The 14965-nt window shown below is 68.4% G+C and carries 14 protein-coding genes; 3 read left to right on the top strand and 11 right to left on the bottom strand.

Annotated elements, in window-relative coordinates; translation table 11 throughout:
- Nucleotides 1-6 precede the first annotated feature (6 nt).
- Complete coding sequence (locus ACQFZP_RS12955; protein ID WP_211891611.1) at nt 7-945, bottom strand: patatin-like phospholipase family protein; 939 nt, start codon at nt 943-945, stop codon at nt 7-9.
- A gap of 263 nt (nt 946-1208) precedes the next feature.
- On the opposite strand from ACQFZP_RS12955, the gene ACQFZP_RS12950 reads away from it, so the two are divergent.
- Nucleotides 1209-1715, top strand: a complete 507-nt coding sequence (locus ACQFZP_RS12950; RefSeq protein ID WP_146080754.1) for a hypothetical protein — start codon at nt 1209-1211, stop codon at nt 1713-1715.
- 33 nt (nt 1716-1748) lie between these two features.
- Here ACQFZP_RS12950 and ACQFZP_RS12945 read toward each other — a convergent pair whose 3' ends face one another.
- The 3 genes from ACQFZP_RS12945 to ACQFZP_RS12935 are packed head-to-tail and all read right to left on the bottom strand — an operon-like array spanning nt 1749 to nt 2991.
- Nucleotides 1749-2180 carry a hypothetical protein gene (locus ACQFZP_RS12945; protein WP_211891610.1) on the bottom strand — a complete coding sequence of 144 codons (432 nt, stop codon included), beginning with the start codon at nt 2178-2180 and terminating at the stop codon, nt 1749-1751.
- Nucleotides 2177-2584 carry a hypothetical protein gene (locus ACQFZP_RS12940; RefSeq protein ID WP_211891609.1) on the bottom strand — a complete coding sequence of 136 codons (408 nt, stop codon included), beginning with the start codon at nt 2582-2584 and terminating at the stop codon, nt 2177-2179. The genes ACQFZP_RS12945 and ACQFZP_RS12940 overlap by 4 nt, the downstream gene beginning before the upstream one ends.
- 50 nt (nt 2585-2634) lie before the next feature.
- Nucleotides 2635-2991, bottom strand: a complete 357-nt coding sequence (locus ACQFZP_RS12935; protein ID WP_211891608.1) for a hypothetical protein — start codon at nt 2989-2991, stop codon at nt 2635-2637.
- Nucleotides 2992-3191: 200 nt separating this feature from the next.
- On the opposite strand from ACQFZP_RS12935, the gene ACQFZP_RS12930 reads away from it, so the two are divergent.
- Nucleotides 3192-3887, top strand: a complete 696-nt coding sequence (locus ACQFZP_RS12930) for a class I SAM-dependent methyltransferase (RefSeq protein WP_211891607.1) — start codon at nt 3192-3194, stop codon at nt 3885-3887.
- A 23-nt stretch (nt 3888-3910) separates the two neighbouring features.
- On the opposite strand, the gene ACQFZP_RS12925 is transcribed toward ACQFZP_RS12930, so the two are convergent.
- The 6 genes from ACQFZP_RS12925 to ACQFZP_RS12900 form a co-directional block, all read right to left on the bottom strand.
- Nucleotides 3911-4777 (bottom strand): phosphotransferase family protein, encoded by an 867-nt coding sequence (locus ACQFZP_RS12925; protein WP_211891606.1) that lies wholly within the window; start codon nt 4775-4777, stop codon nt 3911-3913.
- A gap of 39 nt (nt 4778-4816) precedes the next feature.
- Nucleotides 4817-6907, bottom strand: a complete 2091-nt coding sequence (locus tag ACQFZP_RS12920; RefSeq protein WP_211891605.1) for a M3 family metallopeptidase — start codon at nt 6905-6907, stop codon at nt 4817-4819.
- Nucleotides 6908-6974: 67 nt separating this feature from the next.
- The gene (locus tag ACQFZP_RS12915; protein WP_211891604.1) at nt 6975-7325 is read right to left on the bottom strand and encodes a Fe-S oxidoreductase; all 351 of its coding nucleotides are present in this window, start codon (nt 7323-7325) and stop codon (nt 6975-6977) included.
- A 2-nt stretch (nt 7326-7327) separates the two neighbouring features.
- A complete protein-coding gene (locus ACQFZP_RS12910; RefSeq protein ID WP_146080224.1) occupies nt 7328-7855 on the bottom strand; it encodes a hypothetical protein in 528 nt (175 codons plus the stop codon).
- A 66-nt stretch (nt 7856-7921) separates the two neighbouring features.
- The gene (gene valS / locus ACQFZP_RS12905) at nt 7922-10549 is read right to left on the bottom strand and encodes a valine--tRNA ligase (RefSeq protein WP_211891603.1); all 2628 of its coding nucleotides are present in this window, start codon (nt 10547-10549) and stop codon (nt 7922-7924) included.
- 264 nt (nt 10550-10813) lie between these two features.
- Nucleotides 10814-12694 carry a phosphoenolpyruvate carboxykinase (GTP) gene (locus ACQFZP_RS12900; protein WP_249312487.1) on the bottom strand — a complete coding sequence of 627 codons (1881 nt, stop codon included), beginning with the start codon at nt 12692-12694 and terminating at the stop codon, nt 10814-10816.
- A 231-nt stretch (nt 12695-12925) separates the two neighbouring features.
- On the opposite strand from ACQFZP_RS12900, the gene ACQFZP_RS12895 reads away from it, so the two are divergent.
- On the top strand, nt 12926-14377 hold the full coding sequence (locus ACQFZP_RS12895; protein ID WP_258068062.1) for a helix-turn-helix transcriptional regulator: 1452 nt from the start codon (nt 12926-12928) through the stop codon (nt 14375-14377).
- Here ACQFZP_RS12895 and ACQFZP_RS12890 read toward each other — a convergent pair.
- A complete protein-coding gene (locus tag ACQFZP_RS12890; protein WP_211891601.1) occupies nt 14374-14895 on the bottom strand; it encodes a metallophosphoesterase family protein in 522 nt (173 codons plus the stop codon). The two genes, ACQFZP_RS12895 and ACQFZP_RS12890, sit on opposite strands and share 4 nt — an antisense overlap.
- Nucleotides 14896-14965: the final 70 nt, after the last annotated feature.

Genomic DNA, 14965 nt, shown 5'->3' with positions numbered 1-14965 from the left:
CCTTCGTTACATCCAGAACCGGCTGTGCTCGGCGGCGAAGCGCCGTCCACGCGCGAACCCCTCGCGGGCTGCTGGCGGTCGCAGCGTGAAGTCCATGGCGTTCGCGCCGAAGAGATGGTCGAGCTCAGGGCCGGGGAAGATCGTCTCGACCGTGCTTTCTCCCGCGCGCAGCTCCGCAAGCTGCGCATCCAGGTTCAAGCCCCATTCCGCAGGCGCGAGGCTCGTCCCTGAGAACGGGGCGAGGACTAGCACACTGTCGAAGCCTGCCGCGAGGTCGGCGTTCTCGTTGCGGCGGAAACCGCCGTCGAGAAGCCAGCGGTCGCCGACGCGGTAGGGGAGGCCACTCGACGTGCTGGCCGCGACTGCATCGGCGAGGTCCATCTCGCTGTGCCGGTCGAGGACGACGGGATCGCCCGTCGACGCATCGATGGCCGTCAGCAGCAGCTCGTGGGTGGGCCAGTCCAGGACGGGGAGGCGTGATGCGACGGTCGCGCGCCAGCGGTCCTGCCAGGACCCGTCGGCTGCTTCCAGTCGCTCGAGGGCGGATGCGCCGAGGCGGCGGCGGTAGTCGGCCGCGCTCGTGGATTCGGCGATGAGGCGGTGCATTCGCTCGAGCTGATCGCCCACCGCACCTCGCGCTGGTCCGGACGACCGTTCGCCTCGCTGTGCGGGTGACGGTGGAGGCGTTTGGGGTGTGGTGCTCAGGATCGCGTCGAGCAGGGTGGCGGGCGCGGCACCAGCGAGTTGAGCCCCGGCGGTTGCTCCAGCAGAGGTGCCGATGACACGGTCGGCGGTCGTGACATCCACGCCCGCATCGGCCAGGCCTGCGAGCACGCCGATCAGCCAGGCGTTGCCGGTGGAGCCGCCCCCGCCGAGCACGAGGGCCCGTCGGGCTGGGTTCGTCTCGGACGAAGAGGGAAGTGAGGTGGAAGCAGTTAAGTTCATGGGCGTTGCCTTTCGCGAAATGCGTGGCGGACGCTCCGAACGCGACGCTGCTAGTCGCGGGCTCGTGAGGAGCTCGGAGCACCCACTGTGGATCCTGCGTTCATGGGTGTCACCTCCTGGCTTCGAATCACGATGTGAGCCACCATACGCCTGCCGGCGTTTGTTCACTCGGAGAGCTGCGACAGCAGCCTGCGCTGCGTCGGCCGGCGCGGGTCTGCGGACGTGCCGCCGGGGAGCGACGTACTCTCGGTCAGATGGACGCCATGCGTGAACCTCTTGAAGCTGCCCTCGACGAGCTCGCCCCCAGTGACGGCGATGCGCTCGCGCGCGTCACGGCGACGCGCGACGCAGCCAGATGGCTGGAGGAGGTTGGACTTGTGGAGGCGGTCGAGCGGGCACGCGCCGGTGGTTCGACGTGGGTGCAGATCGGTGCGGCGCTGGGGGTCACGGGAACGACGGCGACCACCCGGTTCGGGGGCACGCCCGAGGAACGCGAGGCCCGTGCGCAGCAGTCCCGGGACCGAGCCGCGCAGCGCAACCGCGCGGCTTCGGAGGCTATCGGTGCGACGCCGCGCGATGACCTGCCTGGCATCTCGGTTGCCGAGGCCGCCGAGAAGCTCGACGTTCAGCTGGGCACGTTCCGCCGGCGCATCCAGGTCGCCCGTGAGCGGAACAGCGACGCGTTCCGTGTCGCGATCAAGCTGGTCCAGCTCTCACCCAAGCGCGAGGTCATGCGCGTCGTCGACCTCGAAGCGGCGGCGCGGATCTAGACGCATCGGCGCCCTGGGTGATGGTCGACAGGGTCACCCCATGTAGGCGCCGGCCTCGAACCGAGTGTGTTGGATGACGATGATGGCGCCGATCTCGAGCGCGACGATGACCGTGATGATGGCGAGCGACCACCACACGGACCTGTGTGTGCAGGCCGCTGTGATTGCGGCGGCAGCAAGGCTCACGATCCAGACCAGGAAGTGCGCGACGGCCGCGATGCCGGTCGTGGTGACGGCCTCCTCGTAGTGCCCCTTGGGGACGGTCCAGGTGTCGCTCGAGTTGGCGTAGCCGTAGTGGAGCATCTCGCCGACGCTCAGCCCGAGGAAGACGCCGATCACGAGCGTCACGGCCGCGGTGACGAAGGCTATTCCGGTTGCAATGCTCCAGCCGAGGACGGGGCGCCAGACTGTGCCGCGAGGTGGGCCGGAGGTGGCCCGTTGCGGGGCGGATGCAAGAGAGCTCATCGCCACGAATGCTCAAGGAAGGGCCAGGCGACCGGAACGGCGATGGCGACCACGGAGAGAAGGAAGAGCATCCCGAACGTGCGGCCGAACGGACGTGGGTCGCTGCTGGCGACGCTGACAGCCGTTCCGATGTACGCGAGCCAGGTGGTGCCGAGAAAGAGGATCGTGAGGTCGGCGACAGACTTCGCCTCGCCGTAGTGGAGCGCGGTGGTCGAATGCGGATCACTGTCGGCTTCCATGCCGGCCCCATACCTCAGCATCTCGTCGATACAGAGACCGAGCCCGAGCGCCAGGAACCCGAGGACGAACACTCCCAGAACCGCGAGCAGGCCGACTTTGCCCTCACCGCCTGCCGCCTGCGCACTCGCGTCTGCGCGCTGAAGGCCCTCGTTCACCACTGACATGGCACGAGCATAGGTGCAGTACGGAGGTCAGGTCTGGATGCGCGAAACCGTTACTCGACGCCATTCGATGGCGGGATCTGTCTGCCCAGGGCGGGCGACGTCGCGACATCTTTGACACGTCGGTTGTGGGCGATGAGCACGCAGAGCGCAGGTACGACGATGGCCACTACTGGGACCACCCCAGTGATCCACGGACTGATATCGGTGCCCCGCCACAGCAGATGAATGCCCGCCATGACGGTGAAAATCATGACGAGGCGAGGGAGGATCCACCACTTCGGCAAGCGGGGCGGGTTACCGAGCCACGGGATCTTCTCCTCGGGGTTGGCTCTCGAGTGGCGGACGACGTCAACGAGAGATGCCGCTCCGGCGATCGCCAGCAGAACGAGTGCCCAGAAGAGTTCCATGGGCCCCACACGAACATGTAGCTCTGGGCGCCGCCTCAGAGACTCCACTTCCTGTCTGCCGAGTCCTATCGCCGCGCGTCGCGGACAGGGCACGCCTTGATCTGCCTCGCGTCCTTGCGCTTCGTAGCCGCTGAATCCTGTGAGCGGTCCCTGCGGACGGGCCGGGAGCTCGTGTCCCGTGCTCGTGCAGGATGGGACATATGGAACCCGGCCACTACGACACGTTCGCTTCCGACTATGCGACCGACAACGAGCGCAACCTCGTGAACAGCTACGACGAGCGGCCGGCGATGCTCACACTCCTCGGCGACGTACGCGGCGCACGCGTGCTCGATGCCGGATGCGGAGCGGGCCCGCTTGCGGCCGAACTAGCGGCCCGCGGCGCGACCCTCGCGGGCTTCGACGCGAGCTCGGAGATGATCACGATCGCTCAGCGGCGGCTCGGCGACACCGTCGACCTGCAGGTGGCTGACCTTGGGAGGCCGCTTCCGTATTCGGACGGGTGCTTCGACCTCGTCGCCGCGTCCCTGGTGCTCCATTACCTCGAAGACTGGGGTCCGGCTCTGACCGAGCTCCACCGCGTCCTGGAGCCCGGCGGTCGGTTGACCATCTCCGTGCATCATCCGTTCGTCTACCGCCTGATGTTTCCGGAGCGGGACTACTTCCGGACCGAAGCCTGGACGGCGACCTCGACCTTCAACGGCACCGAGGTAGAGCTGACGTACTGGCACCGGCCCCTCCACGCGATGACCGATGCCTTCGTCGAGGCCGGCTTCAGCATCGTGACGGTCGCCGAGCCGCCGTTCGCTGCGGATACGCCGGCGGAGCTCATCCCGCCACATCTGGTTGACCGGACAGCGTTCCTGAGCTTCATCTTCTTCGCTTTGGAGCGGTAGGCCAACCGCGATTCAGCGTTCGGTCAGCGTGTGATCGCTCGTGTACTCAACCGAGCATTCGCGCGTTGGACCCCTCGGCTGACTTCCTCCGCCGGGCGTCCTTCGATGAGCGAGAATGCGATGGGTTGCAGGATGTGAGTCACGGCGATGACTCGGGCGCGACGCAGATCGTCGGCGTTTGCGGACGCGGCGACGCTCTCCCAGCCGTGCCAGCTCGCGAGCGAGGCGATGTCGTCCGCCGTGTCGTGGGCGGTGGCGAGGTCCCAGTCGAGGACGCCGGCAACGCGGCCGTCATGCCAGAGCACGTTGGCCCCAGCGAGATCACCGTGGGTCAGTGCGGGCGGTACAACTTCGAGTTGCGCGAGCGCGTCGACGCGACGGCGAGCCTCGTCTCGGACGCTGCGGAGCAGGAGCGGGATGACGTCTCGGTGCATTCGCTCGTGCCACGACTCGCCACCCATGAACGCTCGGGGAGCGGCGAGATACGGTGCGATGCCTGCTATCGGCACGGTCCTGATCGCCTCGAGAAGCCCTGCGACTGCAGCCGGGTCGCCGCTCCCCGGTTCGTGCGGGGAGCCATGGATGCGTGCCTGCACGATCGCCGTCACACCGTTCACCTCAACCGCAGGGCTCAGGGATCGAGGGACAGCGAAAGGGAGGTCGGGCAGTGCGTCGATGAGGCGCTGAGCGCGTCGACTCTCGGTTGCCGCCCGACTGGAACGTGCGACGCGAACGGCCGCGTCACCCGTGAGGACGACGACGTTCGAGGAGCCGTGTTCGACCAGGGTCCAGGATGACGGATCGGACCCTCGACCCGCTGCATCGAGAGCTGCACGCGCGGCAGCCCGGATGGCATCCGGCGTCTGAGCGGAGTAGGCGGTGTCGAACATGCCCTCATGCCCTCACTCTGCTGTTCTGAGCACCGCCAGCTACTGCAGCCCGCGCCGCTTGAGCAGCGGCTCGATGGGGGCGGGGCCGCCGAGCAGATCGTCGACCAGCGACATCGCATCCCGGGAGCCGCCCGGCTCGAGGATGCTGCGGCGGAACCGCTCGCCGGCAGCGCGGAGGCCGCCGTCGACCTCCGCCTGCTCCGCGAACCAGTCGACCGTCGCCGCATCGAGCACCTCGCTCCAGATGTAGCCGTAGTAGCCGGCGCTGTACCCGCCCGCAAAGATGTGCTGGAAGTAGGGGAGCGTGTAGCGCGGCGGCACTGCGGGCAGGTCGAGGCCGTAGCGCTGAAGCACCTGCTGCTCGAACGCCTCAACGTCGCTGATCTCGGCGGCCTCCTCCGGCGATAGCGAGTGCCACTCGAGGTCGATGACCGATGCTGCGAGGTACTCGCTCGTGCCGAAGCCCTCGTTGAACGACGCCGAGTCGAGCAGACGCTCGACGAGCTCCTCCGACAACGGCTCACCCGTCACGTGGTGCTTCGCGTAGTTGCGCAGCACCTCCGGCCACAGCATCCACATCTCGTTGACCTGGCTGGGGTACTCGACGAAGTCGCGCGGCACGTTCGTGCCGCCGAGGCTCGGGTAGCCGACCAGCGCGAACAGGCCGTGCAGCGCGTGCCCGAACTCGTGGAACAGCGTCTCGACCTCGTCGAACGTGAGCAGCGTCGGCGAACCCTCGGCGGGCTTCGGCACGTTGAGCGTGTTGAGCACAACCGTCGGCTCGCCGAGCAGACGGTTCTGCTGGATCACCGAGTTCATCCACGCGCCGCCGCGCTTGGAGTCGCGCGTGTACAGGTCGAGCGAGAACAGCCCGACCTCGGTTCCGTCCTCGTTGCTCACCTCATACACCACGGCGTCGGCGTGGTGGCCGCGAAGCTCGGGCCGCTGCGTGAAGGTGATACCGAAGAGGCGATTGGCGGCGAAGAAGACGCCGTTCTCGAGCACTGCCGTGGCCTCGAAGAAGGGCCGCATCTGCGAGGTGTCGACCGCGTAGTCGCGGGCGCGCACCTTCTCGGTGTAGAACGCCCAGTCCCACGGCTCGAGCGCGAAGCTCGGCTCGCCGATTGCCGCCTGCTCGGCGTCGATCGTGGCCTGGAGCACCTCCTGCTCGCGGCGCGCGTTCGCGGCGGCCGGAGTGGAGAGCTGTTCGAGGCGCGCGCGAATCGCGGATGCGCTGCCCGCGGTCGACTTCGCGGCCGCGGCCTCAGCATGGTTCTCGAAGCCGAGGAGTCGGGCTCGTTCGGCGCGCACGCGCACCATCTCGAGCGCCGTCGCCCGGGTGTCGTGGTCGCCTCCGCGGCTGCCCCGCGCGGACGAAGCCTCGAAGAGCTTGCGACGGGTCTCGCGGTTCGTGAGCGTCGAAAGCAGCGGGTGCCCTGTGAAGAGCACGAGCGAGATCAGGTACTTGCCGGACAGTCCGCGGGCCTCGGCCGCGGCGGATGCGGCTGAGATGGCGCTCTCGTCGAGTCCGGCGAGCTCCTCGGCGGAGTCGACGACCAGGGCCAGTGCGTTGCTGTCGGCCTGCAGCTTCTGGTCGAACTGCACCTCGAGCTCCGCCAGGCGACCGTTGAGCTCACGCAGGCGAGCCGAGGACGGGTCGTCGAGGCCGGCACCCGCGAGACTCGCGTTGCGGTGCAGCTTCTCGACGAGGAATCGCTGCTCATCGGTGAGCCCGGCTTCCTCACGGCTGTCGTGCACCGACTGGATGCGCGCGAACAGCGCGCGGTTGAGCGTGATCGAGTCCTCGTGGGCCGTCAGGCGTGGCCCGATCTCCGCCTCGATCGCGTCGATGCCGGGGGTCGCGTCGCCAGAGCTGAGCGTGAAGAAGACGGCGGCGGTGCGCTCGAGGAGCTGGCCGGAGCGCTCGAGCGCTTCGACCGTGTTCACGAAGGTCGGCGGCTCGGTGTTCGCCGTGATCGCCTGGACTTCCGCGAGCTGCTCAGCCATGCCAGCTTCGAACGCGGGCAGGAAGTGCTCCTCGCGCACGTCTCCGAACGGCGGCAACTGGAAGGGGAGCGCGCTGGGGGTGGCGAACGGGTTCTCGGCGTCGAGCTGCACGGTCTGGGTCATGCTTCCAACCCTAGGCGCGACCACCGACGCGGCACGCGCATCGGCTGTCCGCGCTCAGCGGACGCCGCTAGGCGCGGGGCGCCGGCTCCGGGAAGAGATCGTCGTCGTCTTCGTCTTCGTCGAAGACGTCGTGCTCGTGCGAGTCTCCATCGGCGATGCCCACGCCAGCGCCGGCCGGCTCGTCGGCGCCGCTCACGTGCACCGAGCCGTCCGCGCGGAGCGCGACCCGCGGACCGTGCTCGAGCTCGGCGACAGGCCGGCCCTCGAGCCAGGTCAGGGTCCACCAGAGCTTCGACACGTCGTCGACGCTCGACGCGAGCACCTGCTCCTGAGCTGAGCATGCCTCCAGGAACTCCGGGTACTTCTCCAGCGAGCGCGGCGGGACGGAGCCCGCCCGCCACCGCTCACCGATGAGCATGCCTAGCCCTCGTTCTGCTGACGCGAGTCGACGGAAATCTCGAAGCGGACTTCATCGCTGCGGCTGCCCATGCGGGCCGACTGCTGCAGGCCGACCTCGTCTTCAGCATCGACGAGCCACGAGATCGCGTCGAAGCCACGCTTCGCGGCCGCCGCGAACACCGCACCGAGCAGCTCCTCGTTGACCGCCGCGCGGTTCGAGTCGGCACCCGAGTACTTGGCCTCGATGTTCAGCACCGTGCGAGCGCCGCGGATGTCGAGTCGTTCGCGGAACAGGACGTACCCGCGCGGCTCGCCCTCGACGAACGCGATCATGCCCTCGAGGTTGCCCGTCTTGCTCGCGACGTGACGCCAGACGCCGAGCGCGCGGCCGTCGTTCGAGCTCTCGCCGAGCGCATCCACGTGCTGTGCGAACAGCGGCTGCCAGACGAAGTAGTCGGTTGGGCCCATGGCCCGCACCTCGATGCTGGGGCGCGCCGCGGCACGGTCCCGCGTGCGCTTGCGGGGCTTGGCCTTTTCAGGAACTGTCATGCCGGCCCTGACTCCTCTTCTGTCACTGATGTCGCTGCTGCACTCAGACTTGGGGGAACCCCCAGCCTACGACGACGCCTCGGTCTGCGGGGCGACGAGCAGTTCGATATCCCGCACCTCGAGTGCCTCGGCAACCGCGAAATCGAGCTGCTCGATGCGGCCGACGTGGCGGAGATCCGCGGAAGCGAGGCGAAGCAGGGCCACCGACTCCTCGGGAGCCGCGATGACCCCGCTGGCGACCGGCGTCTTCTGAGAGGCCTTCGCAGCGGTCTTCGCGCCGCGGATGCTCGTGAGGGCGGTGCTCGTCAGTGCGAGCAGCGAACCGTCCTGGTCACCGGCCGCCGTGAGGTCGGCGGCGGTGGGCCAGGCTGCGGTGTGCAGCTCGGAGTCGTGCCACCACGACCACGACTCGGCGGTCGCGAACGGGATGAACGGGGCGAAGAGTCGCAGCAGTACGTCGATCGCGGAGCGCATGGCGGTGACGGCGGAGGCCTGGGCCGCCGCGTCGTCGCCTGCACCGTACGCGCGCTCCTTGACGAGCTCGAGGTAGTCGTCGCAGAACGTCCAGAAGAACGTCTCCGTGACCTCGAGCGCGCGGGCGTGGTTGTACTCGGAGAACGCCTTGGTCGCCTCGGTGACGACACGGTTCAGCTCGGCGAGCATCGAGCGGTCGAGCGGCTCGGTGACCTCGCCCACGTGATCGCCGTAGCCGAGCACGAGCTTTGACGCGTTGAGCACCTTGATCGCAAGCCGGCGGCCGATCTTGATCTGCGTCGGGTTCTTCGGGTCGAAGGCCGCGTCGGTGCCGAGGCGGCTGGAGGCCGCCCAGTAGCGGACCGCGTCGGAGCCGTGGGCCTCGAGCATGTCGGCGGGCGTGACGACGTTGCCCTTCGACTTCGACATCTTCTTGCGGTCGGGGTCGACGATGAAGCCGGAGATCGTGGCGTTCGACCAGGGCGCGACGCCGTGCTCGAGCTGCGCGCGGAGCACCGTCGAGAAGAGCCAGGTGCGGATGATGTCCTGCCCCTGCGGGCGCAGGTCGTAGGGGAAGACGAGCCCGAAGAGCTCCTCGTCCGACTCCCAGCCGCCAGCGAGCTGCGGTGTGAGGGAGGAGGTCATCCAGGTGTCCATGACGTCGACCTCGCCGAGGAACCCGCCGGCCACGCCGCGCTGCTCCTCGGTGTAGCCGTTCGGCACGTCGGACGACGGGTCGACGGGCAGCTGGGCCGCATCCGGAGTGATGGGCGACTCGAACTGCACTTCGCCGTCCGCGTCGATGGGGTACCAGACGGGGATCGGCACGCCGAAGAAGCGCTGGCGCGAGATGAGCCAGTCGCCAGAGAGGCCCTCGACCCAGTTCTCGTAGCGCACGCGCATGAAGTCTGGCCAGAACGCGATCTCTCGGCCGAGCTCGATGAGGCGGGCCTTGAGGGCTGGGTCGGTCGCGCCGTTCTTCACGTACCACTGGCGCGTGGAGACGATCTCGAGGGGTCGGTCGCCCTTCTCGAAGAACTTGACGGGGTGCTGGATGGGCTTCGGGTCGCCGACCAGGTCGCCGGAGGCCTGCAGCAGCTCGACGACCGCCTTCTTGGCGCTGAACACGGTCTTGCCGGCCAGCTCGGCGTAGGCGGCCTTGCCAGCTTCGCTCGTGATGGCCTCGGGGGCGTCGGCGATGAGGCGGCCGTCCTTGCCGAGCACGGTGCGGTTGGGGAGCTTCAGCTCGCGCCACCAGATCACGTCGGTGACGTCGCCGAAGGTGCAGATCATCGCGATGCCGCTTCCCTTGTCCTTCTGGGCGAGGGGATGCGCGAGCACGGGCACCTCGACGCCGAAGAGGGGCGTCGTGACGGTCGTGCCGAAAAGTGGCTGGTAACGCTCGTCATCGGGATGCGCGACGAGGGCCACGCAGGCGGGGAGGAGCTCCGGGCGGGTGGTCTCGATGAAGATGGGCTCGCCGCCCTCGCGCGCGAAGCCGATGCGGTGGTAGGCGCCCGGCTGGTCACGGTCCTCGAGCTCGGCCTGTGCGACGGCGGTGCGGAACGTGATGTCCCACAGCGTGGGTGCCTGGTCCTGGTAGGCCTCGCCGCGTTCGAGGTTGCGGAGGAAGCCGAGCTGGCTCTTGCGGCGCGAGGAGTCGTCGATCGTGCGGTAGCTCTGGGTCCAGTCGACGGAGAGGCCGAGCTGGCGCCACAGCTCTTCGAAGGCCTTCTCGTCTTCGATGGTGAGCTGCTCGCAGAGCTGGATGAAGTTGCGGCGCGAGATCGGCTGCTGGTCGGCGGCCTTGATGCTCTTGCCGTCGCCACCCTCGTGCGGGGGCGTGAAGTCGGCGACGTACGGCAGCGACGGGTCGCAGCGAACGCCGTAGTAGTTCTGCACGCGGCGCTCGGTGGGGAGGCCGTTGTCGTCCCAGCCCATCGGGTAGAAGACGCGCTTGCCGTTCATGCGCTGGAAGCGCGCGACGACGTCGGTGTGCGTGTAGGAGAAGACGTGGCCGACGTGGAGCGAGCCCGATGCGGTCGGGGGAGGCGTGTCGATCGAGTAGATGTCGTCGCGCGTCGCGCCGTCGCGGTCGAAGCGGTAGGTGCCGGAGTTCTCCCAGCGCTCACCCCACTTGACTTCGAGGCCCTCGAGGACGGGCTTGTCTGGAATGCCCTGAGTCGAGGAAGAAGGAGGAACTGAGGGCGAGCTGGACATGCACACTCCGTGTCGATGTGGGCGGCACCGAGTCTGGGGTGCCTGTTGTGAACCCATCTAGGGTAGCGGCTTCCGGGGTGTCGCGGGTTGCCGGGCGGGTCGCCTGCGAGGGCAAGGAAAAGCCCCTCAAAGGCGCATCCTTGAGGGGCTCAGCTGCGAACACTGGGGTTCGAGCTGCCAGGAGTTGTGCGCCCCTCCGCGCCACGCGCGCGCGGAGGGGCACATCTTGCGGCGAGTGGTCGGAGTCCCGCTCGCCGCCGTCGGTCAGGCCCCGATGGGGGCCTTGGTCTGGGTGGTGGTGGAGGCGGCGGCCGCGTCCAGTGCGGAGTGCACGGCGTCGAGCTCCGTGTACAGCTCGGCGGGAACCTTCTCGCCGATGCTGTCGAAGTACTCGCGCGTCACGCCGACCTCGACGAGCCACGACGCAGGATCGACCGTGAAGATCTCCTCGAGGGCGGCCGGGTCGAAGCCCTCGAGGCCCGAGATGTCGATGTCGCTCGTCACCGGTAGCTGGCCGATGGGGCTCTCGATCGAGTCGGCACGGTTCTCGAGCCGGTCGATGATCCACTTGACGGCGCGCACGTTCTCGCCGAATCCTGGCCACAGGAACTTGCCGTCCTGGTCCTTGCGGAACCAGTTGACCTGGAAGATGCGCGGGGCCTTGTCGCCGAGGTCAGCCCCGGTGCCGAGCCAGTGGCCCCAGTAATCGGCCATGTGGTAGCCCGCGAAGGGCTGCATGGCGAACGGGTCGCGGCGCAGGATGCCGACAGGCCCTTCCGCGGCAGCGGTCTGCTCGCTCGCGAGCGTCGCGCCGAGGAAGCAGCCGTGCTTCCAGTCCTTCGACTCGAAGACGAGCGGCACGTTGCTCGCGCGGCGGCCGCCGAAGAGGATCGCGTCGACGGGCACGCCGTCCGGGGCCTCCCAGGCGGGGGAGAGGGTCGGGCACTGCGAGGCGCGCACCGTGAAGCGGGCGTTCGGATGCGCGGCCTTGGTCCCGGACTCCGGGGTCCAGTCGTTGCCCTGCCAGTCGATGAGGTGCGCGGGAGCCTCCTCGGTCATGCCCTCCCACCACACGTCGCCGTCGTCGGTGAGCGCGACGTTCGTGAAGATGGTGTTCGTCGTGATGGTCTCCATCGCGACGGGGTTGGTGTCGTAGCCGGTGCCGGGTGCGACGCCGAAGAAGCCGAACTCCGGGTTGATGGCGTTGAGGCGACCGTCGGCCGCCTTGCGCATCCACACGATGTCGTCACCGAGCGTCTCGACCTTCCAGCCGTCGAGCTTGGGCTTCATCATCGCGAAGTTCGTCTTGCCGGTCGCCGACGGGAAGGCGCCCGTGAGCGTGTACGTCTTTCCCTCGGGGCTCGTGACCTGGATGAGGAGCATGTGCTCGGCCATCCAGCCTTCGTCGTGGCCCATGGCCGAGGCGATGCGCAGCGCGAAGCACTTCTTGCCGAGCAGTGCGTTGCCGCCGTATCCGGAGCCGTACGAGATGATCTCGCGCGTCTCGGGGAAGTGGGTGATGTACTTCGACTCGTTGTGCGGCCAGGCCACGTCCGGGCGGCTCGTGCCGTCCTCGAACTCCAGCGGGAAGCCCACGGTGTGCAGGGCCTTGACCCAGTCGCGGCCGGGGGTGAGGTGCTCGAGGGCGCCGTCTCCGGAGCGCGTCATGAGCGCCATGGACAGCACGACGTAGGGCGAGTCGGTGATCTCGACGCCGTACTGCGTGATGGCGCCGCCGAGCGGCCCCATCGCGAACGGCACGACGTACATGGGGCGGCCGCGCATGGAGCCGTCGAAGAGACCGCTGAGCTCGGCCTTCATCTCCGCAGGCGCGCGCCAGTTGTTCGTGGGTCCGGCGTCTTCTTCCTTCTCCGAGCAGATGTAGGTGCGGCTCTCGACGCGGGCGACATCGCCGGCGTCCGAGCGGGCGAGGTACGAACCCGGGCGGAGCTCTTCGTTGAGCTTGATGAGGGTGCCTGCTTCGACCATCTCAGCGGTGAGGGCGTCGATCTCGGCCTGCGATCCGTCGCACCAGACGATGCGGCTCGGCTTGGTCAGCGTCGCGATCTCGCGCACCCAGTCGTTGACTTCCGGGTTCGCGGCCCGCTGCGGGACGTCGAGGTGGTCGTGTGCGTGTTCAGTCATTTCGAAGCTGCTTTCACTGTTCTGCATGCCGGCGTTCTCCGGCCAGCATGCGTACATGGCGTCGTACCCCCAGTGTTGACCTGCTGGGTACGCCCGGGGATGGAGATTGGCCGAGAAAAATGGCAAAATTTCACACATCAGCAATTCAGATGCCCGGAGGCACCCATGAGCGGACTCGGTCCTTTCCCCGCTGCGCAAAAATCGTCAGCAACCAAAGGGAAAGGTGGCGCGGTGGACTCCCTCCTGCTCGGGCGGCGCATCCGCTACTACCGCAAGGAGCGCTCGCTGACGCTCGAGGCCCTCGGTGAGAAGACCGGCCTGCTCGCGAGCCAGCTGTCGCTCATCGAGAACGGCAAGCGCGAGCCGAAGCTCTCCGTGCTGCAGCAGCTCGCCGACGCCTTCGACGTCGAGCTCAGCGAGATGCTCGCCAACACGCCACCCGACGATCGCTCGCGCCTCGAGATCGAGGTCGAGCGGGCTCAGAGCTCGTCCGTCTACCGGGAGCTCGGGCTGCCGCGCATCCCCTCCACGAAGGCGCTCTCCGACGAGGTGCTCCGTGCGCTCGCGGGCATGCACAGCGAGATCGTTCGCCGTCAGACCGAGGCGAGCGCGACCCCGGAGGAGGCTCGCCGGGCCAACACCGAGCTGCGGCTCGCGATGCGGGCGCACGACAACTACATGCCGGACCTCGACAAGCTCGCCGACGAGCTGCTGAGCCGCGTCGACCACACCCGCGGGGCCCTCATGCACCATTCGGTCGGCAAGATGGCCGATCATCTCGGCTTCCAGCTCATCTACGTCAACGACCTGCCCCGGTCGACGCGTTCCATCACCGACCTCGAGAACGGGCGCATCTACCTGCCGCCCGCCTCCATCCCCGGTGGCCACGGGCTGCGCGCGATGGCGCTGCAGGCCATGGCGCACCGCGTGCTCGGGCACCGGCGTCCCGAGGACTACGCCGACTTCCTGCGCCAGCGCCTGGAGATCAACTACTTCGCGGCGGCGTGCCTCATGCCGGAGGCGCGCTCAGTCGCGTTCCTCCGCGACGCGAAGGAGCGCCGCGACATGGCCGTCGAGGACTTCCGGGATGCGTTCGGCGTGACCCACGAGGCCGCAGCGCTGCGCATGACGAACCTGCTCACCTCGCACCTCGACGTGAAGCTGCACTTCCTGCGCGTCGACGACAAGGGGTCCATCTCGAAGGCGTACGAGAACGACGGGCTGCCGCTGCCGCAGGACGTGACGGGCTCCGTCGAGGGCCAGTTCGTGTGCCGCAAGTTCTCGGCGGTCAGCTCGCTCGCGCGGACGAACCGCACCACGGAGACCTACCAGTACACGGACACCCCGGCTGGCACGTTCTGGTGCTCGACGCAGACCGGGCACGCCGACGCTGGTGAGTTCTCGATCACGATCGGGGTGCCCTTCGATGAGGCGCGGTGGTTCCGCGGACGCGACACCAAGCAGCGCGCATCCTCAACCTGCCCGGACGGCGCGTGCTGCCGTACGCCGAGCAGCGACCTGAGCGAGCGGTGGGCGGCGAAGGCCTGGCCGAGCGCGCGCGTGCACGCGCACGTCTTCTCGCCGCTCCCGACGGGTGACTTCCCGGGTGTCGACCAGCGCGAGGTGTTCGAGTTCCTCGAGCGCCACGACATCGACGCGGACCGCGCGACCGCCGACGCCTAGGCGGGAACAGCCTCGCCGGTGCGCGCATCCCGCAGCATCACCGGCGTGAGCCTGCCCCTCTCCACCCTCGCGGTCAGGTAGGTCACCCGCGGCTGGCGTCGCCGGTCCGTGGGGGAGCCGGGGTTGAGCAGGCGAAGGCCGTTCGGGGTGACCGTGTCCCACGGGATGTGGCTGTGCCCGAAGACCAGCACGTCGGCGTCGGGGAATGCGGCGTCCATGCGGCGCTCCCGGCCCGTCTTCTGCCCGGTCTCGTGGGTCATCGCGAAACGGACGCCATCGAGCTCGACCCGCGCGACGTCAGGGAGGCGCTCCCGCAGCTCCGGCCCGTCGTTGTTGCCCCAGACGCCGATGACGCGGCGTGCCCGGGCCTCGAGCTCGTCGAGCGTCGCGAGGTCGACCCAGTCGCCCGCGTGGAACACGACATCCGCCCCCTCGATCGCCGTCCACAGCGCGTCGGGGAGGGCCTTGGCGCGCTTCGGCAGGTGAGTGTCGGCGATGAGCACGAGGTCGAGGGGCATGCACTCATGCTCCCAGGTGAAGCAAGACGCGCGCGTTCTGGGGGAAAACCCCCGCTGAGGTGTGAGGGAT

The sequence above is a fragment of the Pseudoclavibacter sp. Marseille-Q434 genome, assembly GCF_050315415.1.
Classification (GTDB): Bacteria; Actinomycetota; Actinomycetes; order Actinomycetales; family Microbacteriaceae; genus Pseudoclavibacter.
Note: the sequence above shows the minus strand (reverse complement) of the source record. Positions and strands in the feature narration are given on the sequence as shown.

Coding starts and splice junctions, on each gene's coding strand:
- ACQFZP_RS12950 (WP_146080754.1), top strand. CDS start 1,209: ATGCGTGAACCTCTTGAAGCTGCCCTCGACGAGCTCGCCCCCAGTGAC.
- ACQFZP_RS12930 (WP_211891607.1), top strand. CDS start 3,192: ATGGAACCCGGCCACTACGACACGTTCGCTTCCGACTATGCGACCGAC.
- valS (WP_211891603.1), bottom strand. CDS start 10,549: ATGTCCAGCTCGCCCTCAGTTCCTCCTTCTTCCTCGACTCAGGGCATT.
- ACQFZP_RS12935 (WP_211891608.1), bottom strand. CDS start 2,991: ATGGAACTCTTCTGGGCACTCGTTCTGCTGGCGATCGCCGGAGCGGCA.
- ACQFZP_RS12920 (WP_211891605.1), bottom strand. CDS start 6,907: ATGACCCAGACCGTGCAGCTCGACGCCGAGAACCCGTTCGCCACCCCC.
- ACQFZP_RS12890 (WP_211891601.1), bottom strand. CDS start 14,895: ATGCCCCTCGACCTCGTGCTCATCGCCGACACTCACCTGCCGAAGCGC.
- ACQFZP_RS12900 (WP_249312487.1), bottom strand. CDS start 12,694: ATGACTGAACACGCACACGACCACCTCGACGTCCCGCAGCGGGCCGCG.
- ACQFZP_RS12915 (WP_211891604.1), bottom strand. CDS start 7,325: ATGCTCATCGGTGAGCGGTGGCGGGCGGGCTCCGTCCCGCCGCGCTCG.
- ACQFZP_RS12940 (WP_211891609.1), bottom strand. CDS start 2,584: ATGTCAGTGGTGAACGAGGGCCTTCAGCGCGCAGACGCGAGTGCGCAG.
- ACQFZP_RS12910 (WP_146080224.1), bottom strand. CDS start 7,855: ATGACAGTTCCTGAAAAGGCCAAGCCCCGCAAGCGCACGCGGGACCGT.
- ACQFZP_RS12925 (WP_211891606.1), bottom strand. CDS start 4,777: ATGTTCGACACCGCCTACTCCGCTCAGACGCCGGATGCCATCCGGGCT.
- ACQFZP_RS12945 (WP_211891610.1), bottom strand. CDS start 2,180: ATGAGCTCTCTTGCATCCGCCCCGCAACGGGCCACCTCCGGCCCACCT.
- ACQFZP_RS12955 (WP_211891611.1), bottom strand. CDS start 945: ATGAACTTAACTGCTTCCACCTCACTTCCCTCTTCGTCCGAGACGAAC.